The organism is Mesorhizobium sp. B1-1-5 (genome assembly GCF_006443065.1).
Classification (GTDB): Bacteria; Pseudomonadota; Alphaproteobacteria; order Rhizobiales; family Rhizobiaceae; genus Mesorhizobium.
This window is the reverse complement of sequence record NZ_VFWS01000016.1, coordinates 25902-47709: the sequence shown is the minus strand read 5'-3', so window position 1 is coordinate 47709 and position 21808 is coordinate 25902. Positions and strand designations below refer to the sequence as shown.

Genomic DNA, 21808 nt, shown 5'->3' with positions numbered 1-21808 from the left:
GTGAAGATGGCAAATCCCTGGAGCAACTGGTCCGGCTTCGTCACGGCTTCCCCGAAATTGATCGCGACACCGGCCGATGCCGGCGAGCTGGCCGACCTAGTGCGCTCGGCGGCCGGTCCGCTGCGCGTCGTCGGCGCCGGCCATTCCTTCACGCCGCTGGTGCAGTCCGACGGCACCATCGTCTCGCTGGAGAAGATCGAGGGGCTGGTCTCGCACGATGCCGCGAACAACCGGGCGCGGATGAGGGCAGGCACGCGGCTCGGCGCCCTGATGCGTATCCTGCAAGACATCGGCCAGGGCCTGCCCAACATGGGCGACATCGACCGCCAGGCGATCGGCGGCGCATTGGGCACGGCAACGCATGGCTCCGGCCCGACGCTCGGCGCCTATCACACGCAATTGGAGGCGCTGCAGCTCGTCGATGGGCAAGGCGAGCTGCGCGAGTTCAGCCGGGCAAACGACCTGGACATGATCCATGCCACGGGCGTCGCGCTAGGCGCCTTCGGCGTGCTGACCGAAGTGGCGATGAACAACATCGCCACCTACCGGCTGCGCCGCCGCAAATGGGTGCTGCCAATCGGCGACATGCTCAAAAATTTCGAGACGATGATGGCCGCGCATCGCTCGGCCGAGTTCTACTACATTCCATTTGCCGGATATGCCCAGTTCATCGCCAGCGATCTCAGCGATGCGGCGCCGACGACGCGGCCGACCGAAGACGACGAGGAAGGACTGGCGACTTTGCGCAAGCTGCGGACAGCGTTGCGTTGGCTGCCGTCGTTGCGCCGGGCGCTGATCAGGGGGGCGGTGAAGAAGGTGCCGGCGGAAGACTATGTGCAGGACTGGCTCAACGTCTACGCCAGCGAGCGTCGCACCAAATTCAACGAGATGGAGTATCACCTGCCTTACGAGGAAGGTCCCAAGGCATTGGCCGAGATCATTGCGCTTACGGAAAAGCATTTCCCGGAAGTCTATTTCCCGATGGAGGTGCGCTCGGTGGCGGCCGACGAATTCTGGCTTTCGCCATTCTACAAAAGGCTGACCTGCTCGATCGCCATCCACCATGATGCGGCGAATGATCCACTGCCTTTCATGCGCGCCGCCGAGCCGATCTTCCGCAAGTATGGCGGCAGGCCGCATTGGGGCAAGATGCACAGCTTGACGGCGGCGGACTTCAAGAAGCTTTATCCGCGCTGGGACGATGCGATGGCGGTGCGGCGCGACATCGATCCGCAAAACCGTTTCGTGTCGCCCTACATGGCCGGCCTGTTCGGCATCCAACAATGAGCGCCTATTTCGCCGGCCTGTCCGACGCATTGATGGCCGCCGAGATTTTCCGGCCCTGCCTTGTCCTCGATCGCGACCGGCTGGACAGCAACATCGCGCTGGTGAAGCAAAGGCTGGCACCGGGCCTTGGCGTGCGGTTGGTCGACAAATCGCTGCCTTGCATGCCGCTGCTCTCGCATATCGCCAAGGCGCTTGGCACCAACCGCTTCATGACCTTCCATCCGCCGGTGACGCAGGCCGTGCTTGACGCGTTTCCCGAGGGCGATCTGCTCTACGGCAAGCCGATTCCGGTGGGTGCCGCCAAGGCCGCGCTGACCAGGGGCGGCGCCGGCTGGTGGTCGCGCGTCTGCTGGCTGATCGACACGCCGGAACGGCTGGCGGAATACGGGGCGCTCGCTGCTGCGCTCGACACCGAATTGCGCTTCGCTTTCGAGGTCGACGTCGGCCTGCATCGCGGCGGTTTTCGTGATCCCGCCGAAATTAACGCGCTCAGAATTCCAAAAGGTCTGCTCTGCGACGGCATCATGGCCTATGAGGCGCATGCGCCGGAGATACCGGGCCTGTTCGGCGGCGTGGCCAAGGCGCTGAAGCAGGCCTCTGCCAAAGCCGCCGATTTTGGCGCCGCCCTCGATCCGGACCAGCGCCGCATTCTCAACATCGGCGGCTCCAAGACCGCGCTGCTGCATGGCGGCGGCGTGGCCAACGAAGTGTCGATCGGCTCGGCCTTCGTGCTGCCAAAGGATTTCGACACGCCCGGCTTGGAGAGCTTCCAGCCGGCGGCCTTCATCGCCACCCCGATCCTCAAGGCGCTCGATCCGATGCTGCCCGGTCCGCCAGCCGTTTCGCGCACGCTGCAGGCGCTTGGCCTCTTCCCGCGCAAGGGCTGCTATCTCTACGGCGGCAAGTGGATGGCCGAGCCGGTGTTTCCCGCAGGGATGAAGCCGAACGGGCTGATCGGCCTGTCATCCAACCAGCAGTTCATGGGGCTGCCCGCAGGGACGAATGTCAAGCCTGGCACCTATGCCTTCCTGCGGCCGACGCAGAGCGAGGCGGTGCTGCAGCATTTCGGCGCGATCGCGGTATTCGCCGGTGGGCGGATCGTGGAGTTCTGGCCGGTGCTGCCGATGGGGTGACCGCGTTATCCGGCGGCAGTCTCTTTTCCATCGTTCGCTAGATGGTACGGATGAATGAGGACTTCCGCGGGGATATGCCACTCGCGGTTGATCTTGAATGCCATGTCCATCGTGAGCGCGCGTTTGCGGGTCAGGATCTCGGAGGCGCGCGACGCTGAGCCCAAGAGTCGCACGAGCGCTGCCCGATCGAGATTGGCCATTTCCATATGGGCGACGATCGCATCCACGGGGTCGGTTTCTTCGATGGGATAGTGTTTGGCTTCGTAGGCCTCGATCAGGGCAGCCAGCACATCGAAGCGGTCGGCCTCCGGGCTGCCCACAGCGGGCTCATCGTCGAAATAGCGAGTGATTTCGGCAATGGCCCAATCGTAATCAGCCTCGGTCTTAATGGGTCGAATGTTTTCCATCACACCTTCTCCACGTCTATCTTGTCATATTCGGCGTGGGTGCCGACGAATTTGATCAGCAACCGCTTGAATGTGTAGCTCACATGCACGACCAGCCGGTACTTGTTGCCGGCTATGTCAAACACGACGCGATTGTCGGCGACAAAATCCACGGTCGTGCCGAACTGGGCCTTGATGTCCGCCGAGGTCTTCCATTCGACCTTGCTCGACGCGTTGAACCAGGCGGTAAGCGGCGCTTTAGCCTGTGGATGCTTGGTCCAAAACGTTACGAGCGTTTTCTTGCTGACGATCTGCATGACCACATATAGCGTATTCCCATCTTGGGAACAAGCGAGATTTCCCAATTCGGGAATACCATGCCCGAGATGCACCCACCGTAACGGCTCGACCTATCGCGAGATCATCAATTGCCGTATTTATTGACTCAGTCAACTAAATGGTTGATCCTGTCCATGACAGGAGGATTTCCCATGACCGTCCACAATCACCCCGGCAAGGACCGTATCGATGCGGTGCGCGCCTTCAACCGCTTCTACACCCGCCAGCTCGGCCTGCTCGAAGAGGGCCTGCTGAAAAGTCCGTTCTCGCTGACCGAGGCGCGGGTGCTTTACGAGCTCGCCCATCGCGATGGGCTGGTCGCAAGCGACCTGGTGCACGACCTCGGCCTCGACCCCGGCTATGTCAGCCGGCTCTTGAAGAAATTCGAGGAGCGCGGCCTGGTCGGACGCGAAGCCAGTGAGACCGACGCGCGCCGCGCCTCGATCGCGCTGACGCCAGCCGGCAGGGAAGCCTTCGCGCCTCTCAACCAGGATTCGCATGACCAGGTGCGCGCGCTGCTCGATCGCCTGGCGCCGGCCCACCAGGAGCGGCTGGTCAAGGCTATGCGCACCGTCCAAGACTTGCTCGGCGACAGACCTGAAGCCAAGGTTCCCTATATCCTGCGGCCGCTGCAGGTCGGCGACATCGGCTGGATCACGCACCGCCAGGGCATGCTCTATGCGCAGGAATACGGTTGGGACGAGACCTACGAGGCTCTGGTCGCAGAGATCCTCGGTGAATTCGTCAAGAACTTCGTCCCGCAATGGGAGCGCAACTGGATCGCCGAGCGCGAAGGCGAGGTGGTCGGCTCGGTCTTCGTCATGCGCAAATCGCCCAAGGTCGCGAAGCTCAGGCTGCTCTACGTCGAACCGTCGGCGCGCGGCCTTGGCATCGGCAGGCGGTTGGTCGACGAATGCATTACCTTCGCGCGCGCCAAGGGCTACAAGACGCTGACGCTCTGGACCAATGACATCCTTGGTTCGGCCCGCCGCATCTACCAGGCTGCCGGCTTCAAGCTGGTCGAGGAAGAACGCCATCATTCCTTCGGCAAGGATCTTGTCGGGCAAACGTGGAATCTCGAGCTTTAGCGCTTTTCCTTCTCCCCTTATGGGGTGAGAAGAGGTCCGCGTAGCGGACGAAGAAAGCCAATTGCTTGGCTTTTCGAACTTCGAACGCCCTGAGCCAGCGAAGGGCCGGGTGGTGTCGCCGAAGGCGACGGATGAGGGGTGCTCCAGGGAAAACCGGCGTCTCACTCCGCTGGAACACCCCTCTTCCGTCTCGGCGCTGCGCGCCGATCCACCTTCTCCCACAAGGGGAGAAGCGAAAGCGCTCATCCTTTGACCGGCACCCAGATCTCCAGCCCGCCATTGCCGGTGCGGGCATCGAACTCGGGCCCGTAGCGCTCGAACTCGGGCGCGTCGGCGATCTCGTGTCCGGAGACCGGCAGCCACTTGTTCCAGATCGTGTTGACGGTCCGGCGGATGGTCGAGATGTGCTCGCGATGCGAGAACACCGCATATTTCTGCGCCGGCACCCGCACGCGTTGGAAATCCTTCGGCAGGTCGGAGAAGTCCAAAACCTCGACGCCGACGACATAGTCGAAATTGCCGGCATCGTCGCCATTCGTGCACACGCCGTAGAAGACGCCGGGCACCTCGCCCGGAATGTTGCCGATATAGGGGGCGAAGCGCTGCCACTGCATCGGAATGCCGGCGCTGGTCTCGCAGCTGTAGCGCTCGCCGAGCCCGGCGACGAGGAAGGGGCGGCTGGTCTCGAAGCGCGGCGGCTCGAGCGCGGTGAGAAGCGAACTGTCCATCAGCATGGGCTCCACAAGATCGAGGTTTTCGGTCGAGCCTTGCGCGCGCACCAACTCCGGCGTGGTGCCGAACTCATCGCGAAAGGCCCGCGTGAACGCCTCATGCGAGCCGTAGCCGGCATCGAGCGCGACCGAGAGAATGTCGCGCGCGCCGCCGGCCAGCTTGCGCGCCGCTTCGCTCAAGCGGCGTGCCCGCATATAGCCCATGACCGACCGTCCCGTGGCCGCGCCGAAGGCGCGCGTCACATGGAAGCGCGACACGCCGCTGCTTGCCGCTATCTCGTCAAGGTCGATGGCGTCGGGCAGGTGGCTTTCGACGAACCACAGCGCTTTCTCGGTCGGGTTCATGGCTCCTCGCATTTGGCTCGGCGACACTAGCCTCCGCGCCGCCGGCCAGTTTGATCGAAATTGCGCTTTGAGCGAAGTCGAGCGGGTTGACAAGCCAAGGCAATGTATTCTAGCTGGTAATGTTATTACATATCAGAAGGAAATAAACGACTTGTGGCAACGACCCGACGATCCCGCCATGTCTTTCGCACGAGGGGCGGACGAAGGCCCGTTGCGACTCGCACGCGGACAACCTACGATAGCTGCGTCATGGTCCCCGAGCCGCAAGGCGAGGGGTGAAAAGGGAACACGGTGAGGCTCATCCGAGTCGAGGCCGTGGCTGCCCCCGCAACTGTGAGCGGCGAGCTCCATCCGAAACGCCACTGGCCGGCAAGGCTGGGAAGGCGGATGGCGTAACGACCCGCGAGCCAGGAGACCTGCCATCGACACGAGTTGACCGGACGGGGTGTGCCGGGAGGAGACGCGGACACCGGTCTTGTCGGCCGGTTCGTCCGGCATCCTTCCGCCGCCATTTTTGGAAAGTGACGGAAATGCTGGACGTCTTTAGCCATCGCATCATCGTCTGTTCGCTGTGCCGCGATACCGTGACCGGGCGTAGGTCCGGCGGGGATTTGTGCGCCGACCTTCGCTCAAGGCTTGCCGAGACTTTGGCGTCGTCATTTGCTGTCGAAACCGTCGACTGCATGGCCGGCTGCTCGCGCCCGCTGACTGTCGCCTTCAACGCGCAAGGCAAGGCCAGCTATCTCTTCGGTTCCATCGACAGCGGCACCGACGCCGGCGCGCTGGTCGAATTTGCCAGGCTCTATGCCTCGCTGCCCGACGGCTGGTGCAATTCCGGCCAGCGCCCGGCAAGGCTCGCCGGCAAGATACTGGCGCGCATCCCCGCCGCGGGCAAGGCCAGGGAGCAGGTCCGGTGAGCGCGCTCCTGCTCGAAGCCCGCGATTTGCGCGCCACGGCAAATGGCCGGATGTTGGTCGAGGATGTCAGCCTGTCGCTGGCAGCGGGCGAGCGGCTCGCCATCATCGGCCCCAATGGCGCCGGCAAGACGACTCTGCTGCGCATGTTATGCGGGGCGTTGTCGCCGAGCCGCGGCGAGGTTCGCCTTGCCGGACGCCGGCTGGACAGGATCACCGCCGCCGAACGGGCGCTCAGCATCGCCGTCGTCGGTCAGACGGACCAGCCGGATCAACGCCTCGCGCTCATCGACTATGTCGAGCTTGGCCGTGTCCCGCACGCCGGTCTGAGGCGCCGGCACGACGATCGCGACATCGTCGTCGAGGCGCTGCGCCGGACTGGGCTGTTGCCGTTGCTCGCGCGCACCGTCGGCTCGCTCTCCGGCGGCGAGCGCCAGCGCGCGCAGCTCGCCCGCGCCATCGCGCAGGAGCCGAAAATCCTGTTTCTCGACGAGCCGACCAACCATCTTGACCCGCGCGCCCGCGGCGAGCTGCTCGAGCTGGTAGCCGAATTCAACATGGCCGTGGTCGCCGTGCTGCACGATCTTGCGCTTGTGGCGCCCTTCGCCACCAGCGTCGCGGTGATGAGCAACGCCCGGCTGCACGCCCTGGCTCCGCCGCGCGAGGCGCTGGCGCAGCCGCTTGTCCGCGAGGTGTTCGGCATCGACGTGCTGCGCCTCCGGCACCCGACCGAGGACCGCGAGCTCACCGTCTTCGAGCTTCCCATGCGCGCTTCCTCGCCGTCCTGAACCTGCACAACCCCAACAAGGAGCATCATCTCGTGAAACGCCTTGCCTTGTCGCTGGCCCTGTCGCTCGTCGCCTCGGCCGCCTTCGCTTTCCCGGTCACCGTCGACAGCTGCGGCAAACCGCTCACCTTCGATGCACCGCCGAAACGCGCCGTCATCCAGGATCTCAATATGGCCGAGATGGCTTTCGCGCTGAAGCTGCAGCCGTCGATCGTCGGGCTCACCGGCATCACCGGCTGGTATAAGGTCGGCCCTGAGTTCAAGGCCGAGCAGGGCGCCATCCCGGAGCTGGCGCCAAAATATCCGACGCTCGAAAACCTCGTCGCCGTGCAGCCGGATTTCTTCTTCGCCGGCTGGTATTATGGCATGAAGCCGGGCGGCGAGGTGACGCCCGACACGCTTGCCCCGCATGGCATCAAGACGCTGGTGCTGACCGAGAGCTGCGTCCATCTCGACAAGAACCGGCCCGCCGCCTCGATGGACCTGCTTTATGGCGACGTCGAGAAGCTGGGCAAGATCTTCGGCAAGCAAGCGGAGGCCGAAAAGCTGGTCGACGGCTGGAAGGCCGAGCTCGCCGGCATCATGGCGAAGGTGGGTGGCCGCAAGGGCACGCGCGTCTTCCTCTACGATTCCGGCGAGGACAAGCCCTTCACCGCCGGCAGGTTCGCCATTCCCAACGCCATTATCGCCGCCGCCGGCGGCGAAAACATCATGGCCGACATGGAGACGAGCTGGGGCAACACCGACTGGGAGACGGTCGCCTCGCGCAATCCCGAGTTCCTCATCCTGCTCGATTACCAGGATGGCGGCGGCTACAGGAAACTGCTCGATTTCCTTAAAGTCCATCCGGCGATGAAGGAGACGGACGCGGTCAGGAACGAGCGCTTCGTGGCGCTGCGCTACGCCGAGCTGACGCCCGGACCCGCCAACATCGAGGCGATCGGCAAGATCGCCAGGGCCATGCATCCGGAGGCGTTTTAGGTCTGAGGCACGGATGAGCTGGGACTGTTGCCGTTGATGGATAGCCTGCCTTGGAGAATGGCGAAAACGCCCCTCACTTCGTCATCCACGGGCGGAGCAAGGAGCGAAGCGACGCGGCGCAGACCCGAGGATCCATTCCGTGGCTTTCGAGCGTTGCAACCGTGCGGAATTCTACGCGGTCGATCTCCGCGCGCCAGGTCACGGAATGGATTCCAGGGTCTCCGCGACGGCGCTTCGCGCCTGCTTCGCCCTGGAATGACGAAGTCGCGGAGACCTCGGCCAATCTCGAACGTCGGCGCGGCGATAGTAGGTCCGACGACGTGAACTTGCGTTATACCCCGTTCATCCTGGCGATGGCGCTGGGCGCTATCCTGCTGGTTGCGCTCGCGCTGCTTTCGATCGCCTATGGCTCGACGCTGATATCCTTGCGCGAGGTCGTCGGCGCGCTGGCGCATGCGGCCGGGCTCGACAGCCGCGGCCCATCGGGCCCGGTCGGCAGCATCGTCGTCGACCTGAGGTTGCCGCGCACGCTGCTGGCGATCGCCGTCGGCGCCGGCCTCGGCGTCGTCGGCGCGCTGCTGCAGACCGTCACCCGCAATGACCTCGCCGACCCGTTCCTGTTCGGCCTCTCCTCGGGCGCGGCAGCCGGCGCCGTTTCGGTCATCACCGTCTTCGGCGACAGTTTCGGCATCTGGACGCTCCCGCTCGCCGCCTTCACAGGCGGCATGCTGGCGGCGGCGATCGTGCTTCTGTTGGTGTCGCGGGTGAGGGGTCAGGGGCCGGAGCGGCTGATCCTTGCCGGCCTCGCCGTCTCGTTCATGTTCACCGCGCTGACCAACTACCTCGTCTTCGCCGGCGACCAGCGCGCCGCGCATTCGGTGTTGTTCTGGACCATGGGCGGACTTGGTCTCGCTCGATGGGACAATATCGGCCTGGCGGCGCTGGGCGCCGGCATCATCCTCGCCTACGGCCTGTGGAACCACCGCCGCTTCGATGCCTTTCTCGCCGGCGAAAGCGCCGCCGAGAGCCTTGGCGTGCCGGTGGCGAGGATGCGCCGCTCGACATTCCTCGTCGCCGCGCTGGCGACCGCCAGTCTCGTTGCCGTAGCCGGCGTCATCGGCTTCGTCGGCCTGATGATCCCGCATCTCGGCCGGCCGCTGGCCGGCTCGCTGCACCGGCCCATGATAGCGATCTGCGCGCTGTTCGGCTCGATCCTGCTTTTGGCCAGCGATCTGCTCGCCCGCACGCTTTTGCCGCCGCAGGAACTGCCGATCGGCATCATCACGAGCTCGCTCGGCGCCTTCTTCGTCGTCACCATGCTGATGCGCAATCGGCCATGATCTCCCGGCCTTGGGATCGGCCTGCCGGCACCGACCCCTGCACGTTCATCGATCGCTAACCGTAAGGGAGCTTGCCTTGCTGCAACGTCGATTTGCCGGCTTCTGGAGCAAAGCTGCCTCTTGAATAGTGAGCACGCTTATTATATGTACCGCTCATGGTTTCCGACGGTATCGACAGATTGGGATTTTTGATCCACGACGTGCAGCGCTTGATGCGCAAGCGTTTCGAGGCGCGCGCCAGCGGGTTGGGTCTTTCCTCGGCGCAATGGCGGCTGCTCGTGCGCGTTGCCAAGGAGGCCGGCGTGGCGCAGGCGCGGCTTGCCGAGCTCCTCGAAATCGAGCCGATCAGCGTTTCGCGCCTGGTCGACCGCATGGAGGAGGGCGGCTGGATCGAGCGCCGCCAGGACGCGACCGACCGGCGTGTGCGCATGATCTTCCCGACCGAGAAGGCGGACGCGGCCTATGCCGACGTCAAGAGCCTTGCCGGCGAGGTCTATGAGGAATCGCTGACCGGCGTGTCGGCGGAAGAACGCCGCGTCCTGATCCGAGTGCTGGACGCCATCGTGCAGAATTTGACGGACGCCGAGACGTCCCTGGAAAAGATGAAGAATACGGAAGGGGCAGCAGCATGAACGCGGCAGCCAAGATAGAAGACGATAACGTCACCAAGCTTGCGCCGGCGCAGCCGGTCGCGGAAGCACCGGCCCAGCCGGCGGCCGCTCCGGTTGCGGCGGCTCCCGAGCCGCGGCTCGCTCCGGCGCCGAAGAAGAAGCGCCGCCCCGGGCGCTTCCTGTTGATGGTCGCCCTGCCGCTGGCCCTGCTTGCCGGCGGCGCGTATGTCTGGATCACGGGCGGCCGCTATCAGGAAACCGAGAACGCCAACCTGCAGCAGGCCAGGATTTCGGTCGCCTCCGACACGGCCGGCCGTATCGTCCAGGTCGGCATAGCCGACAACCAGTTGGTCAAGCAGGGCGACCTTCTCTTCGTCATCGACCCCGAGCCTTACAAGATCGCGCTCGCCCAGGCCGACGCGGCGGTCGCCGCCGCGCGCCTCAATGTCGAGCAGCTGCGCGCCGCTTATAGCCAGGCGATGGCGCAGGAAAAGTCCGCCTCCAGCGAGGTCGACTATGCGCAGTCGCAATATGGCCGCGCCGCCGATCTCGCGCAGAAGGGCATCAATGCCAAGTCGTCGCTCGACGAGGCGCGCAACGACCTGGACAAGGCCAAGCAACAGCTCGCCGTCGCTCAGCAGGGCATCGTCAGCGCCAAGGCAGCGCTCGGCGGCAATCCGGACATCGAGACCGACAAGCATCCGACCGTGATGGCGGCGCTCGCCGCGCGCGCCAAGGCCGCCTACGATCTGGCGCAGACGACAGTCAAGGCGCCGGCGGACGGCGTCGTCTACCAGGCCGCGTCGTTCAAGGTCGGCCAGTATGTCGGCGTCGGCACGCCGCTATTCGCCCTGGTCGAGACGGGCGACACCTGGATCGACGCCAATTTCAAGGAGACCCAGCTTACCAACATGAAGCCGGGCCAGAAGGCCGAGATCGTCGTCGACACCTATCCGGGCCGCACCTTCGAGGCGACCGTGAAAGCGATCGGCGCCGGCACGGGCGCGGAGTTTTCGCTGCTGCCCGCGCAAAACGCCACCGGCAACTGGGTCAAGGTCACGCAGCGCATACCCGTGCGCCTGGAATTGACCGACCCCGACGCCAAGATGGCGTTGCGCACCGGCATGAGCGCCACCGTCACCGTGGACACCGGCGTGGCGCGCGGCCTGCCGTCGATCTTCGGTCACGCCACCGCAGGGGAGCAGGCGCGGTAAGACAGCGAGCCCGTCGCGATCCGGCGGGCATTGAGGGGATCGGTCTGGTGGAGACGTGGCAAGGATCAGCAAGGCAAGCCGCATGGCGGCTCGTTCGAAAGCTGGCCACGGACCCGTTGGTCCTCAGGTTTCCGGGCGGCAGGCATCCGCTCCAACAGAGACTTTCAGTCGATGTAACCCCCACATCGATAGTCGCGTCCCACCGCGATGAAGGTCTCTCAACGAAGGCTTTGCCGCCCGGAAACCTAGAGCCGGATGATTTCGGGTCTGTTCGACCTGAAATCCGAATCCGCCTCTAAGTCAAAGAGCATGATACTTTTCGGCATCATACTCTAACGTACATGTTTTTGTTATCTGCTGGAAGTTCAGCATCATGAGCACGCCCGAACCTTTCAAGGAAGTGCCGCACCGCGGACTGATCACAGTCGCGCTGATGCTGGCGACGATCATGCAGGCGCTCGACACCACGATCGCCAACGTCGCGCTGCCGACCATGACCGGCGACCTCGGCGCCTCGCCCGACAACATCAACTGGGTGCTGACCTCCTATATCGTGGCGGCGGCGATCATGACGCCGGTTACCGGCTGGCTCGCCGACAGGCTCGGCCGCAAGGAGCTATTCCTCACCGCCGTCGTCGGCTTCACCATCTTCTCCATGCTCTGCGGTCTTGCCTGGAGCCTCGAGACCATAGTGCTCTTCCGCCTGCTGCAGGGCGTGTTCGGCGCGGCCATCGTGCCGCTGTCGCAGACCTTCCTGCTCGACATCAACCCGAAGGAGCGCCATGGCCAGGCAATGGCGATCTGGGGCGCCGGCATCATGCTCGGGCCGATCCTGGGGCCGACGCTCGGCGGCTGGCTGACGGAAAACTTCAACTGGCGCTGGGTGTTCTTCATCAACCTGCCGGTCGGCATCCTCGCCTTCCTCGGCATGGCCGCCTACCTGCCCGTCATCGCCAAGCGCGTGCGCGGCTTCGACTTCTTCGGCTTCGCCATGCTGTCGCTCGGTGTCGGCGCGCTGCAGCTTCTGCTCGACCGCGGCGGCGAGGTCGACTGGTTCAACTCGGCCGAAATCTGGATCGAGCTCGCGCTGTCGCTCACCGGCTTCTGGGTGTTCATCATCCATACGGTGACGGCCGAGCATCCCTTCATCGATCCGAAGATATTCCTCGACCGCAATTTCGTGACCGGGCTTGGCTTCATCTTCGTCATGGGCGTGCTGATACTGGCCTCGATGTCGCTGTTGCCGCCGATGCTGGCAAACATCTTCGGCTATCCGACCGTGACCATCGGCGTCGTGCTGGGTCCGCGCGGCATCGGCACGATGATTTCGATGCTGGTCGTCGGCCGCATCATGCACAGGATCGATGCCAGGATCCTCGTCGCCATCGGCTTCCTGCTCACCGCACAGTCGCTCTATACGATGGCGAGCTTCACGCCGCAGATGGACAATTGGCTGATCATCTCCTCGGGCGTCATCCAGGGCCTGGGCATGGGCATGGTGTTCGTGCCGCTGTCGACGGTCGCGTTCGCCACGCTCGACGCGCGCTACCGCACCGACGCCACCTCGCTGTTCAGCCTGGTGCGCAATCTGGGCTCCTCCATCGGCGTATCGGTGGTCGCGGCGCTGATGGTGCGCAACACCCAGATCAACCACACCGAGCTGTCGGCCTTCATCAATCCGTACAACCCGAATCTGTGGGCCGCTTCTCCGGCGGCCGCCGCCGGCAATCCCCTAGCACTTTCGCAGGTCGACCGCGCGGTGAATGCCCAGGCGATGATGATTTCCTATATCAACGACTTCAAGATCCTGATGGTGATGACGCTGGCCGCCATTCCTTTCGTCATTCTGCTGCGCAAGCCCAGGGCCGCGCCCGTAGGCGGGGCGCCGGCCGCGCATATGGATTGACAAAGTCGCTGCTCTCAGCCGGCCGCCTTTTCAGCGGCCCAGCACCAGCGCCCAATAGCGCAACGCCGGATCGCGGCCGTCCCGCACATAGGCCAGCCCGAAGCGGCTGAAGTCCTGATCGAGCATGTTGCGGCGATGGCCTGACGAATGCATCCAGATGTCGAACAGCTTCTCAAGGTCGAAGCGGCCCTCGGCGATGTTTTCGGCGGCGGCGCCGCGCACGCCATTGTCCTTCATGCGCGAGGCGAAATCCTTGCCCCAGGCGGTGGTGTGGCTCATGCGCTCGCGCGAGGCCATATAGCCGGCCTGCTGCAGCGCCGCCTGTTCGAGCTGCGCATCCGGCGTCAGCGTCGGCAGACCGGCGGAGCTGCGGATACCGGCCAACGTCGCTGTCGCGGACGAAGAGACGCCCGCGCCTTCGCCCGTCGGCACAGAGACGGTGCTGCAGGCGGCGATGCCGGCAAGCGCCGCTAGGCCGGCGGCTGCAAGCAACGTGCGGCGCTTGAAATCGGGGGGGACGGTGATCGAGCTGGTCATGCCGCCTCTGATACCGGCGATCGTGGCTTTTGCCGGGCAAGGCGATGAAAATCGCATGAAGCGCGACATTCCCCGGAAGATCGGTTATGATCCCGGCGTTCTTGAAAGTGGCAGCCACGGGCGGCCACCCAGGCGGTGACCGCCCCCGGTGTAAAACGGAGGACGGTTATGGCTGGTTTTCATGTCATGGCGGACGCGCGCGGGATGCATGTGCAGCCCACGGTGCGCCACATCACCACGTCGGATCTGTGGGATGCGTTGAGGCTCGGCGCCGAGGATTTCTGGGCCAAGCCGTCGCACTACGTGTTCCTGTGCCTGATCTATCCGATCGTCGGCCTGATCCTGACGCGGTGGAGCTCCGGCTCCAACGCCATCCAGCTCGTCTATCCGCTGATGTCGGGCTTCGCGCTGATCGGGCCCTTCGCGGCCATCGGCCTCTATGAGATCAGCCGCCGGCGCGAGCTCGGCATGAGCAGCCGCTGGCATCATGCGCTCGACGTGCGCCGCTCGCCGGCGCTGCCGTCGATCGCCGTCATCGGCGTCCTGCTCTTCGCGCTGTTCTTGTTGTGGCTGTTCGCCGCGCAGTCGCTCTACACCAGCCTGTTCGGCGCCGAGCCGCCCGCTTCGGTCGGCGCCTTTTTGCGCGACGTGCTGACGACCGGCAAGGGCTGGACGTTGATCCTCGTCGGCAACGCCGTCGGCTTCGTTTTCGCCGCCGTCGTTTTGGCCACCACCGTCATTGCCTTTCCGCTGCTGCTTGACCGCGATGTCGGCGCCGTCTCGGCAATTGAAACCTCGGCCCGCGCCGTCATGGCCAATCCGCTGACGATGGCGCTTTGGGGACTTACGGTCGCCGTGTTGCTGGTGGTCGGCTCGATCCCGCTGTTTGCCGGGCTTGCCGTCGTCATGCCGATTCTCGGCCACGCGACCTGGCATCTCTACCGCAAGGTGGTCGAGCCGGAGCAGATCCGGCCTGTACGCCGGCCGATGTAGATCTGATGGCTCGCCCTTAGGGTGCGTTGAGATTCAGGTCAGGCCGAGTCGAGAATGATGGCTGTCGAGAACCGGAGCGGAGCGTACTGCAGTACGTGAGCACCGGAAGCGCAGACAGCCGTCATTCGCAGGCCGGTCTCACCTGAATATCAATGTGCCCTAGCGCTGCGCCTCGGTCGCCATCCTCAACGCCAGCGCCGTCAGCACCGTGCCCATCATCCAGCGCTGCACGACCAGCCAGGACGGCCGTCCGGCGAGGAAATTCGCGATCGACCCGGCCGTCACCGCGATGATGGCATTGACGGTGAGGCTGATCGAGATCTGCGTCACGCCGAGCACCAGAAGCTGCGACAGAACATGGCCCTTGGCCGGATTGATGAACTGCGGCAGCAGCGACAGGTAGAGCACGGCCACTTTCGGATTGAGCAGGTTGGTCATCAGCCCCATGACGAAGAGCTTGCGCGGCCTGTCCCTCGGCAACTCGCGGACCTGGAAGGGCGAGCGCCCGCCGGGCTTCAGCGCCTGCCAGGCGAGCCACAACAGATAGGACGCGCCGGCGAAGCGAAGCGCGTCGTAAGCGTATGGCACGGCGAAGATGAGCGCGGTGATGCCGAGGGCTGCCGAGACCACATAAAACAGGAAGCCCAGCGCCACGCCGCCGAGCGAGATCAGCCCGGCTTTCGGCCCTTGCGACAGCGAGCGCGAGATCAGGTAGATCATGTTCGGCCCGGGCGTGAGCACCATGCCGAGGCAGATCAGCGCGAAAGTGAGATGATTGGCGGCGTCGGGCATCGGAGTCTCCGGTGGCGACGTAACAATCATCACGCGCCGCGCCGTTCGCAAGAGCATGATTGCGGGAGCTTTTGCGCCAGTGCGGACAATTGGCGAAAGCGACGCTGCTTCGGCGCTGGCGCCCCCGCTACCCAACCACGCGCAAATTCGACAACTCGTTGGCAATCTCCTTGAAGTTGTCGGAGAGCGTCGCCCCAGTGGCGTTCCAGAACAGCTTGGCCGGTTTGCTGGGATCGGTCGGATCCTTGCGGAAGCGGGAATCGGAAGAGCAGGCCTTCAGCGCGGCCATCGCCTTCTGGTCGCTTGAACTGATAGACGACATGTCGAGCGCCACCGTCATCACCATGATGTTGGCCGCCTTGGCATTGTCGCACAGCTTCGCCATCTGCTCGTTCATCGCCGCGGTGTAGTTGCTCGACGAATAGTTGAACTGGCCGATGGCGCTCGACGTGCCGCCGAACAGGCGGGTGACCGAGGTGCCGTTATAGCCGACGCCGGTATAGCCGTAGGCGGCATAGGTCGACTTGTTGCCGGCCGGGTCGGAACTGACCGTCGAATAGGTGTTCTCGCCGTCGGTGAGAACGATGACGACCTTGTCGTTGCCGCGCTCGGATTCCGGACGGCCTTCCGTGAAAGGTTCGGCGCTCGAAACCGTGCGCCAGCCCCAGGCCATGCCTTCGGGCACATTGGTGTTGCCGTTCGGCTGCATCAGGTCGATCGCCGCCTTGATGGCGGCAAGCCCATCTGTTTGGGTGACGTCGGTGAGCGGCGTGATCGGTGTGGTGGTGCAGCTGTAATTCGGCCCGGCGCCCGAGCTCAATACCGGAGCATTGATCGGCCGTGGCATGAAGTACTTGGCCATATTGGACTGCCTGGTCTTGCCGGTGGTGCTCGACGGATCGTCGTTCCACCAGCTGTTGGCGGCGCCATAGGTCACCGGCCTCGGTTCGTCAGGATCTTGTGTGACATACCAATGGTTGCCGGGCTCGTCCGGCGCGAACATCGGCACGAACATGGTCGCCGGATCGCCGACGCCGATGCCCGTGTTGTTAGGCCCGCCGGAGGCCGGCGTGTCGTTGATATTGTAGGGGTAGGGCCGCACTTCCACGCAACCCTGCCAACTGGCGAACGGGCCATAGGTGTCGTTGTAGTCATATTCGTTGTGGCTGCGCTCGCAGGTATGGTTGTCGCGATATTCGTCGCAGACGACGCGCTTGCTGCCGGCGATACGTTCGTGGCTGGTGACGACCTTCATATCCCGATAGAGCTCGAAACGGGTCAGTATCTGCCCTTCCTCCGCGCCCCAACCGGTACCCTTTTTATACCAGATGCCGTTGATTTTCTGAGCGTATTTGGTGGGAGCATTCAGCGTCGACCAATCGAAATTCTCGTTGGCGATTGGCGACAGCCCGTAAGTGTCCATCCAGGAGGCGTTGTCGTTGTTCGGCCCGACATTGACCGACGCCGCGAACGGCACGAGGCTGAACTGGACCGGCTTGTCGATCTGCTTGATCTGCGCTGCCTGCTGCCCCAACGTGTCGACGAGCTGCTTGGCCGCCTGCTTGAGCAGGTCGATGCGCTTCTGTCCCGTGCCTGTGCCGGGCGTTGTCATGGAGCCCGAATTGTCGAGCACCATCGCCACTTCCAGCGTGTTCTTCAGCCGCACCTGCGAGTCCATGGCAAGGTTGATCGACTTGTTCGCATCGACCGTGGATGCGCCGACGAGCAGCGAGGAGGACGGGTAGAAGTAAGGGTGGTAATTCAACCTCGCGCTCATCGTGAGCAGACCGCCGCCGGCCTGGCTGGTGGGCAGCGTGATGTTGAGCGAGATGTCGGCGGGGTCGATGTTGTTCAGGTTGGCGTTGAAGAAGTCGACCGCGTAGGCTCTGATCTGGTCGTCCGTGGCGCCTTCGGCAAGCCGCCGCGCCGCGGCGAAATTGGCGGCGTCGAGCGCGTTGAGCACCATCTGCTTCTGGCGGTTGAGCTCGCTGAAATCGACGGCCATCGCCACCGCCCCCATCAGCGGCACCATGGCGATAGCGGTCATAAGCGCATAGTTGCCGCGGCGGTCACGGCAGAATTGATGCCAGAATTTGCGCATTGTACTTAAAGCGGCCCCCCGCCGGCGGATTCTCTGTCGGGCCACACTTCCACAAAACGCTGAAGGACCGGTTTGGCAAACCGCTCGATTGCTTAACGGCGACTTCACCAACCGCTAACCAAATCATTGCCTGCGGCGTGCCAGACGATCAGCTGACGATGCGCAAGTTCGACAGCTCGCTGCCGATTGACTTGAAGTCGTCAGACAGCGTCGCGCCGGTCGAGTTCCAGAACAGCTTCGCCGGCTTGCTCGGGTCGGTCGGGTCCCTCCGGAAACGCGAGTCCGACGAACAGGTCTTCAAGGCTGCCATCTGCGCCGCCTCGTCCGTGTTGGCGGAATCGAGGTCGAGCGCGATGGTCATGACGATGATGTTGGCCGCCTTGGCGTTGTCGCACAGCGTTGCCAGATGCTCGCTCATGGCCTTGGTGTAGTTCGCTTTCGTGTATGTCGTCTTATCAAAGTTTGCATCGGTGTTCATGTAAAGGCGGGTAGTGCTGGTGCCGTTGTAGCCGACGCCCGTGTATCCATACGCGGAATAGCTCGACCTGTTCAGAGGATAGTCGTTGGCGCCGAAAAAACTGGGTGGGTAATAGGTGTTCGCTCCGTCGGTGAGGACGATCACGACCTTATCGTTGCCTTTTTCCGTTTCGGGTCGGCCCCCGGTAAAGGGAGCTGTGCTGGACAGGGTTCTCCAGCCCCAGGCCATGCCTTCGGTTACATTGGTAGCGCCGACTGCGACCATGGCATCGATAGCGTTTTTGACAGTGGTCAAGCCGGTGGCGTTCGAGACGTCCGTGAGCGGGGTGATCGCCGTTGTGGTGCAGCTATAGTTCGGTCCGCCGTCGATTGGCGCAGGCAAGGGAGCTTTGTTAAGCGGGGCCGGGGCGAAGTACTTCGTCATGTTCTTCTGCCTGGCCAATTGTGCGGCCTGGCCGGTGGAGGTGGTCGCATCCTTGTCATCCCACCAGCTGTTGATCATGCCGAAGGTTTTGACGTAACCGTTTGAAAGCGTCCACTGGTTGCCAGGCTCATCCGGTGCGAACATCGGCACGAACATCGTGGCCGGTGTTGCCGACGTGGCGGGGGCATCGTTGATGTTGTAGGGATAAGGTCGCGCCTCAACACACCCTCCCCAGCTCGCGACTTTGCCATAGGTGAATGTCGCGTTAGCCGTGCAGTTGCCGCTCGAATCCTTTGCACTACATGCGGTAACGCGCGTCATCTGATCAAACACTGAAAAGCGCGTTAGCGGCAGGTCTTGCTGTGCCCCCCATTGCGAACCGCGCGCATACCAAACGCCGCCAACCTGCTCCGCCCACCTGTTGGCATTGAGCGCCTTGGTCATGGTAGCCCAGTTGAAATTCTCATGCTGGATGGGTGAAATACCAGACGGATCAAGCCATGCCGCGCCTTGGTAGGCGGGGCCGACATTAACCGAGGCGGCGAACGGCACGAGGCTGAACTGCACTGGATTGGCGATCTGTCTCATCATCTGCGCCTGGCCGGCCAACTGGTCGACGAGCTGCTTGGCGGCACTCTTGAGCAGATCGAACCGCACCTTATTCGAGACGCTGATATCGTTCATCGAGCCGGAATTATCCAGCACCAGCGACACTTCCAGCGTGTTCTTGAGGCGGATTTCAGATCTGGCCGAGAAGTTGACGTTCGTCTGACCCGGCGTTCCGCCAAGCAATGCGACCGCGGCCGGCAGGAAGTAGGGCTGGTACTTCAAGGCCGCCTCGAGCACCAGCGTGCCGCCGCCCGCGTTGTTGTTCGGCAAGGTCACCGTCAGCGTCGTGTTCGCCGGAAGGACGTGCCTGAGATTGGCCTCGAAGAATGTCTTGGCAAAGGCCTTGGCTTCGGCGTCGGTGGCGCCGCCGACGATCTGCTGTGCCGTCGCAATGCCGGCGGCGTCCAGCGCGTTCAGCGTCTCCTGCCGCTCCCTTATGAGCTCGGCATAGTCGACCGCAAGCGCCACGCCGCCCATCAGCGGTATCATGGTGACGGCCGTCATCAAGGCATAGTTGCCTCGCCTGTCGTGTAGGAATTTGCGGATCAATGCCCTTAGCCCCCGCCAGGATCCTATAGTTTCTCGTTTAGCATGATCATGAATCGTTAAATTTTAGCTCTCTCGAAAGCGTCAAGGTCGCACGGTCATTTGACTGGGCATTAACCCTGTTCACCGACGCGCGTCGAAGGCCGATGCCGGAAAGCTGGTGACAGGATGAAGCGCTTCGGTTATGCGGGACCGGCCGTGGCGTCCGCTGAACTGAAGAATGGCTGTCGCGGTCTTGTCAGGGATCGAAACCAGGGAAACGGCATGGCGGATTCGCCTGACATCATCGCTTCGCTCGACGATCTTGCGGGGCGCTACGCCGCCATCCTGTGCGACGTATGGGGCGTCGTGCACAATGGCGAATGGCACTTTCCGGCCGCTGCCGCGGCGCTTGCAAGGGCGCGCGCGGCCAATGTGCCTGTCGTGCTCATCACCAATTCGCCGCGTCGCAGCGCCGACGTCGTCGCCCAGATGAAGATCATCGGGGTGCCGGCCGAGGCCTTTGACCGGGTCGTCACATCAGGTGATGTGACCCGCGACCTGATCGCCGAAGGACCGAGGAAGATCTTTCACATCGGTCCCGAGCGCGATTTCACCCTTTATGATGGGCTCGACGTCGATCTCGTCGAGGAATTCGAGGCCTCGGGCATCGTCTGCACCGGCCTCTATGACGACGAGGTCGAGAAGCCCGCCGACTATGCGGAAATGCTGCAGCGGCTGCGTGCCCGCAATCTGCCGTTCATTTGCGCCAATCCCGATATCCTGGTGGAGCGCGGCGAGCGCACCATCTGGTGCGCCGGCGCGCTCGCGCGAGATTACGCGCAGCTTGGCGGCCGTACGCTGATTGCCGGCAAGCCCTTCGCGCCGATCTACGATGTCGCCATGAAGCAGGTCGCCGGCCTTCTTGGCCGCGCCGTCGAGCGCAGCGAGGTCCTCGCCATCGGCGACGGCATGATGACCGACGTCAAGGGCGCGGCCGACAACGGCTTTGACGTGCTCTATGTCTCGGGCGGCATCCACGCTCGCGACTATGGCGATCCGCTCAGCCCCGATCCGGAAAGGCTGGCCGGCTTCCTTGAAAAGCACGGCTACCGGCCGGTCGCCGTCATTGCGCGTCTGCAATAGTTTGGAGGTCTGGCCATGACGGGCGCCTCGACATGAACCAAGCCTTCCAACGTCTTTCGGCGGTCGCGCCGCTGCCCGCGCATCTGCGCGGCGGCGTCGTGGCGATCGGTAATTTCGACGGTGTCCATCGCGGCCATCAGTCCGTCCTGGAGCGCGCGCTGACCGAAGCCAGCCGCAATGGCGTGCCCGCTTTGGTGCTCACCTTCGAGCCGCATCCGCGCAAGGTGTTCCGGCCACAGGTGCCGCTCTTCGTGCTGACGCCGCCGCCGATGAAGGCGCGGCTGCTCGCCGGACTTGGCTTTGCCGCTTTGGTCGAGCAGCCGTTCACGCGCGATTTTGCCTCGCTCTCGCCCGAGGCTTTCGTGACCGACGTGCTGGAGAAAAACCTCGGCATCCGCCACGCCGTCACCGGTTTCGACTTCCATTTCGGCAAGGACCGCCAGGGCGGGCCGGCCTTTCTGATGGCGGCCGGCGAACGGCACGGCTTCGGCGTCACGCTGGTCGACGCCTTCCGCGATGAAGGCGCGGAGGTGGTTTCGTCGAGCCGCATCCGGGACCTGCTCGCCGAAGGCAAGGTGGAGGAGGCCGCCGGCCTGCTCGGCTACCGTTTCACCCTCGAGACCGAGGTGATCGGCGGCCAGCGGCTTGGCCGCACCCTCGGCTTCCCGACCGCCAATATGCGGCTTTCGCCGGAAGCGGGTTTGAAGGAGGGGATTTATGCCGTCCGCTTCCGTCGCGCCGACGGCGCGCTTCATGACGGGGTCGCCAGCTTCGGCCGGCGTCCCACCGTCGATGACAATGGCGCGCCGCTGCTCGAAACCTACGTCTTCGATTTTTCCGGCGATCTTTATGGCGAGACCTGCCAAGTGTCGTTCTTCGGCTTCCTGCGCCCGGAGCTCAAATTCGACGGCCTCGATGCGCTGGTAGCGCAGATGAAAAAGGACGAGGCCGAGGCGAGAGCGCTGCTCAAGGGCGTGCGCCCGCTCTCGCAGCTGGACGCCGAAATCGCGTTCTAGGCTGCGTTGATATTCAGGTGATGCCGGCCTGCGAACGACGGTTTCCTGCGCTTCCGGTGCTCACGTACGAAAAGTACGCTCCGCTCCGGTTCTCGGAAACCACCGTTCTCGGCTCGGCCTGACCTG

At 63.8% G+C, this 21808-nt stretch carries 21 protein-coding genes and 1 riboswitch; of the genes, 14 read left to right on the top strand and 7 right to left on the bottom strand.

The annotated features are described in order from the left end of the window. The first annotated feature begins 6 nt into the window (after positions 1-6). Both FJ980_RS08700 and FJ980_RS08695 read left to right on the top strand, forming a co-directional pair. Positions 7-1287: a D-arabinono-1,4-lactone oxidase gene (locus tag FJ980_RS08700; RefSeq protein ID WP_140542506.1), complete on the top strand. Its 1281-nt coding sequence runs from the start codon at positions 7-9 to the stop codon at positions 1285-1287. Next, the gene (locus FJ980_RS08695; protein WP_140542505.1) at positions 1284-2420 is read left to right on the top strand and encodes an alanine racemase; all 1137 of its coding nucleotides are present in this window, start codon (positions 1284-1286) and stop codon (positions 2418-2420) included. Before FJ980_RS08700 ends, FJ980_RS08695 begins: the two co-directional genes overlap by 4 nt. 5 nt (positions 2421-2425) lie before the next feature. Here FJ980_RS08695 and FJ980_RS08690 read toward each other — a convergent pair whose 3' ends face one another. Together FJ980_RS08690 and FJ980_RS08685 are read right to left on the bottom strand one after the other, a co-directional pair. Next, the gene (locus tag FJ980_RS08690) at positions 2426-2827 is read right to left on the bottom strand and encodes an XRE family transcriptional regulator (protein ID WP_140542504.1); all 402 of its coding nucleotides are present in this window, start codon (positions 2825-2827) and stop codon (positions 2426-2428) included. Continuing rightward, positions 2827-3123, bottom strand: a complete 297-nt coding sequence (locus FJ980_RS08685; protein WP_140542535.1) for a type II toxin-antitoxin system HigB family toxin — start codon at positions 3121-3123, stop codon at positions 2827-2829. Before FJ980_RS08685 ends, FJ980_RS08690 begins: the two co-directional genes overlap by 1 nt. A 174-nt stretch (positions 3124-3297) precedes the next feature. Between FJ980_RS08685 and FJ980_RS08680 the strand changes: the two genes are divergently transcribed. Then, positions 3298-4233 carry a helix-turn-helix domain-containing GNAT family N-acetyltransferase gene (locus tag FJ980_RS08680; protein WP_140542503.1) on the top strand — a complete coding sequence of 312 codons (936 nt, stop codon included), beginning with the start codon at positions 3298-3300 and terminating at the stop codon, positions 4231-4233. 242 nt (positions 4234-4475) lie between these two features. Here FJ980_RS08680 and FJ980_RS08675 read toward each other — a convergent pair whose 3' ends face one another. Further along, positions 4476-5309: an AraC family transcriptional regulator gene (locus tag FJ980_RS08675; protein ID WP_140542502.1), complete on the bottom strand. Its 834-nt coding sequence runs from the start codon at positions 5307-5309 to the stop codon at positions 4476-4478. A 233-nt stretch (positions 5310-5542) separates the two neighbouring features. Beyond that, positions 5543-5748, top strand: a riboswitch (cobalamin riboswitch). Positions 5749-5839: 91 nt separating this feature from the next. Here FJ980_RS08675 and FJ980_RS08670 point away from each other — a divergent pair. From FJ980_RS08670 to FJ980_RS08640, 7 genes are all read left to right on the top strand, one after another. Beyond that, on the top strand, positions 5840-6226 hold the full coding sequence (locus FJ980_RS08670; protein ID WP_140542501.1) for a DUF1636 family protein: 387 nt from the start codon (positions 5840-5842) through the stop codon (positions 6224-6226). Next, positions 6223-7011 (top strand): ABC transporter ATP-binding protein, encoded by a 789-nt coding sequence (locus tag FJ980_RS08665; RefSeq protein WP_140542500.1) that lies wholly within the window; start codon positions 6223-6225, stop codon positions 7009-7011. The genes FJ980_RS08670 and FJ980_RS08665 overlap by 4 nt, the downstream gene beginning before the upstream one ends. Positions 7012-7043: 32 nt before the next feature. Continuing rightward, complete coding sequence (locus tag FJ980_RS08660) at positions 7044-7991, top strand: ABC transporter substrate-binding protein (RefSeq protein WP_140542499.1); 948 nt, start codon at positions 7044-7046, stop codon at positions 7989-7991. A 353-nt stretch (positions 7992-8344) separates the two neighbouring features. Then, positions 8345-9331 carry an iron ABC transporter permease gene (locus tag FJ980_RS08655; protein ID WP_140542534.1) on the top strand — a complete coding sequence of 329 codons (987 nt, stop codon included), beginning with the start codon at positions 8345-8347 and terminating at the stop codon, positions 9329-9331. A 155-nt stretch (positions 9332-9486) separates the two neighbouring features. Further along, a complete protein-coding gene (locus FJ980_RS08650) occupies positions 9487-9963 on the top strand; it encodes a MarR family transcriptional regulator (RefSeq protein ID WP_140542498.1) in 477 nt (158 codons plus the stop codon). Then, positions 9960-11156, top strand: coding sequence for an HlyD family secretion protein (locus FJ980_RS08645; protein WP_140542497.1), 1197 nt, complete (start codon positions 9960-9962; stop codon positions 11154-11156). The genes FJ980_RS08650 and FJ980_RS08645 overlap by 4 nt, the downstream gene beginning before the upstream one ends. Before the next feature lie 373 nt (positions 11157-11529). Next, on the top strand, positions 11530-13062 hold the full coding sequence (locus FJ980_RS08640) for a DHA2 family efflux MFS transporter permease subunit (RefSeq protein ID WP_140542496.1): 1533 nt from the start codon (positions 11530-11532) through the stop codon (positions 13060-13062). Positions 13063-13092: 30 nt separating this feature from the next. Here FJ980_RS08640 and FJ980_RS08635 read toward each other — a convergent pair whose 3' ends face one another. After that, positions 13093-13599 carry a CAP domain-containing protein gene (locus tag FJ980_RS08635; RefSeq protein ID WP_140542495.1) on the bottom strand — a complete coding sequence of 169 codons (507 nt, stop codon included), beginning with the start codon at positions 13597-13599 and terminating at the stop codon, positions 13093-13095. Between FJ980_RS08635 and FJ980_RS34650 the strand changes: the two genes are divergently transcribed. After that, positions 13583-13738, top strand: a complete 156-nt coding sequence (locus FJ980_RS34650) for a hypothetical protein (protein WP_181181150.1) — start codon at positions 13583-13585, stop codon at positions 13736-13738. The two genes, FJ980_RS08635 and FJ980_RS34650, sit on opposite strands and share 17 nt — an antisense overlap. Before the next feature lie 29 nt (positions 13739-13767). Then, positions 13768-14592: a DUF2189 domain-containing protein gene (locus FJ980_RS08630; RefSeq protein ID WP_140542494.1), complete on the top strand. Its 825-nt coding sequence runs from the start codon at positions 13768-13770 to the stop codon at positions 14590-14592. Positions 14593-14751: 159 nt separating this feature from the next. Here FJ980_RS08630 and FJ980_RS08625 read toward each other — a convergent pair whose 3' ends face one another. The 3 genes from FJ980_RS08625 to FJ980_RS08615 form a co-directional block, all read right to left on the bottom strand. Beyond that, positions 14752-15384 (bottom strand): LysE family translocator, encoded by a 633-nt coding sequence (locus FJ980_RS08625; protein ID WP_140542493.1) that lies wholly within the window; start codon positions 15382-15384, stop codon positions 14752-14754. Positions 15385-15511: 127 nt separating this feature from the next. Continuing rightward, a complete protein-coding gene (locus FJ980_RS08620) occupies positions 15512-17485 on the bottom strand; it encodes a pilus assembly protein (RefSeq protein WP_181181149.1) in 1974 nt (657 codons plus the stop codon). A gap of 148 nt (positions 17486-17633) precedes the next feature. Next, positions 17634-19544 carry a pilus assembly protein gene (locus tag FJ980_RS08615; protein ID WP_281406324.1) on the bottom strand — a complete coding sequence of 637 codons (1911 nt, stop codon included), beginning with the start codon at positions 19542-19544 and terminating at the stop codon, positions 17634-17636. Positions 19545-19805: 261 nt separating this feature from the next. Between FJ980_RS08615 and FJ980_RS08610 the strand changes: the two genes are divergently transcribed. Together FJ980_RS08610 and FJ980_RS08605 are read left to right on the top strand one after the other, a co-directional pair. Next, positions 19806-20666, top strand: coding sequence for a TIGR01459 family HAD-type hydrolase (locus FJ980_RS08610; protein WP_140542490.1), 861 nt, complete (start codon positions 19806-19808; stop codon positions 20664-20666). Positions 20667-20698: 32 nt separating this feature from the next. Next, entirely contained in the window at positions 20699-21682 is a 984-nt protein-coding gene (locus tag FJ980_RS08605; RefSeq protein WP_140542489.1) for a bifunctional riboflavin kinase/FAD synthetase, read from the top strand. The last annotated feature ends 126 nt before the right edge of the window (positions 21683-21808 follow it).

Bases quoted from the DNA above. Each gene is read 5' to 3' on its own strand.
- FJ980_RS08650 (WP_140542498.1), top strand. From the start codon at position 9,487: ATGGTTTCCGACGGTATCGACAGATTGGGATTTTTGATCCACGACGTG.
- FJ980_RS08675 (WP_140542502.1), bottom strand. From the start codon at position 5,309: ATGAACCCGACCGAGAAAGCGCTGTGGTTCGTCGAAAGCCACCTGCCC.
- FJ980_RS08700 (WP_140542506.1), top strand. From the start codon at position 7: ATGGCAAATCCCTGGAGCAACTGGTCCGGCTTCGTCACGGCTTCCCCG.
- FJ980_RS08620 (WP_181181149.1), bottom strand. From the start codon at position 17,485: ATGCGCAAATTCTGGCATCAATTCTGCCGTGACCGCCGCGGCAACTAT.
- FJ980_RS08605 (WP_140542489.1), top strand. From the start codon at position 20,699: ATGAACCAAGCCTTCCAACGTCTTTCGGCGGTCGCGCCGCTGCCCGCG.
- FJ980_RS08630 (WP_140542494.1), top strand. From the start codon at position 13,768: ATGGCTGGTTTTCATGTCATGGCGGACGCGCGCGGGATGCATGTGCAG.
- FJ980_RS08680 (WP_140542503.1), top strand. From the start codon at position 3,298: ATGACCGTCCACAATCACCCCGGCAAGGACCGTATCGATGCGGTGCGC.
- FJ980_RS08640 (WP_140542496.1), top strand. From the start codon at position 11,530: ATGAGCACGCCCGAACCTTTCAAGGAAGTGCCGCACCGCGGACTGATC.
- FJ980_RS08690 (WP_140542504.1), bottom strand. From the start codon at position 2,827: ATGGAAAACATTCGACCCATTAAGACCGAGGCTGATTACGATTGGGCC.
- FJ980_RS08635 (WP_140542495.1), bottom strand. From the start codon at position 13,599: ATGACCAGCTCGATCACCGTCCCCCCCGATTTCAAGCGCCGCACGTTG.
- FJ980_RS08670 (WP_140542501.1), top strand. From the start codon at position 5,840: ATGCTGGACGTCTTTAGCCATCGCATCATCGTCTGTTCGCTGTGCCGC.
- FJ980_RS08645 (WP_140542497.1), top strand. From the start codon at position 9,960: ATGAACGCGGCAGCCAAGATAGAAGACGATAACGTCACCAAGCTTGCG.
- FJ980_RS08610 (WP_140542490.1), top strand. From the start codon at position 19,806: ATGGCGGATTCGCCTGACATCATCGCTTCGCTCGACGATCTTGCGGGG.
- FJ980_RS08655 (WP_140542534.1), top strand. From the start codon at position 8,345: ATGGCGCTGGGCGCTATCCTGCTGGTTGCGCTCGCGCTGCTTTCGATC.
- FJ980_RS08625 (WP_140542493.1), bottom strand. From the start codon at position 15,384: ATGCCCGACGCCGCCAATCATCTCACTTTCGCGCTGATCTGCCTCGGC.
- FJ980_RS08695 (WP_140542505.1), top strand. From the start codon at position 1,284: ATGAGCGCCTATTTCGCCGGCCTGTCCGACGCATTGATGGCCGCCGAG.
- FJ980_RS08685 (WP_140542535.1), bottom strand. From the start codon at position 3,123: ATGCAGATCGTCAGCAAGAAAACGCTCGTAACGTTTTGGACCAAGCAT.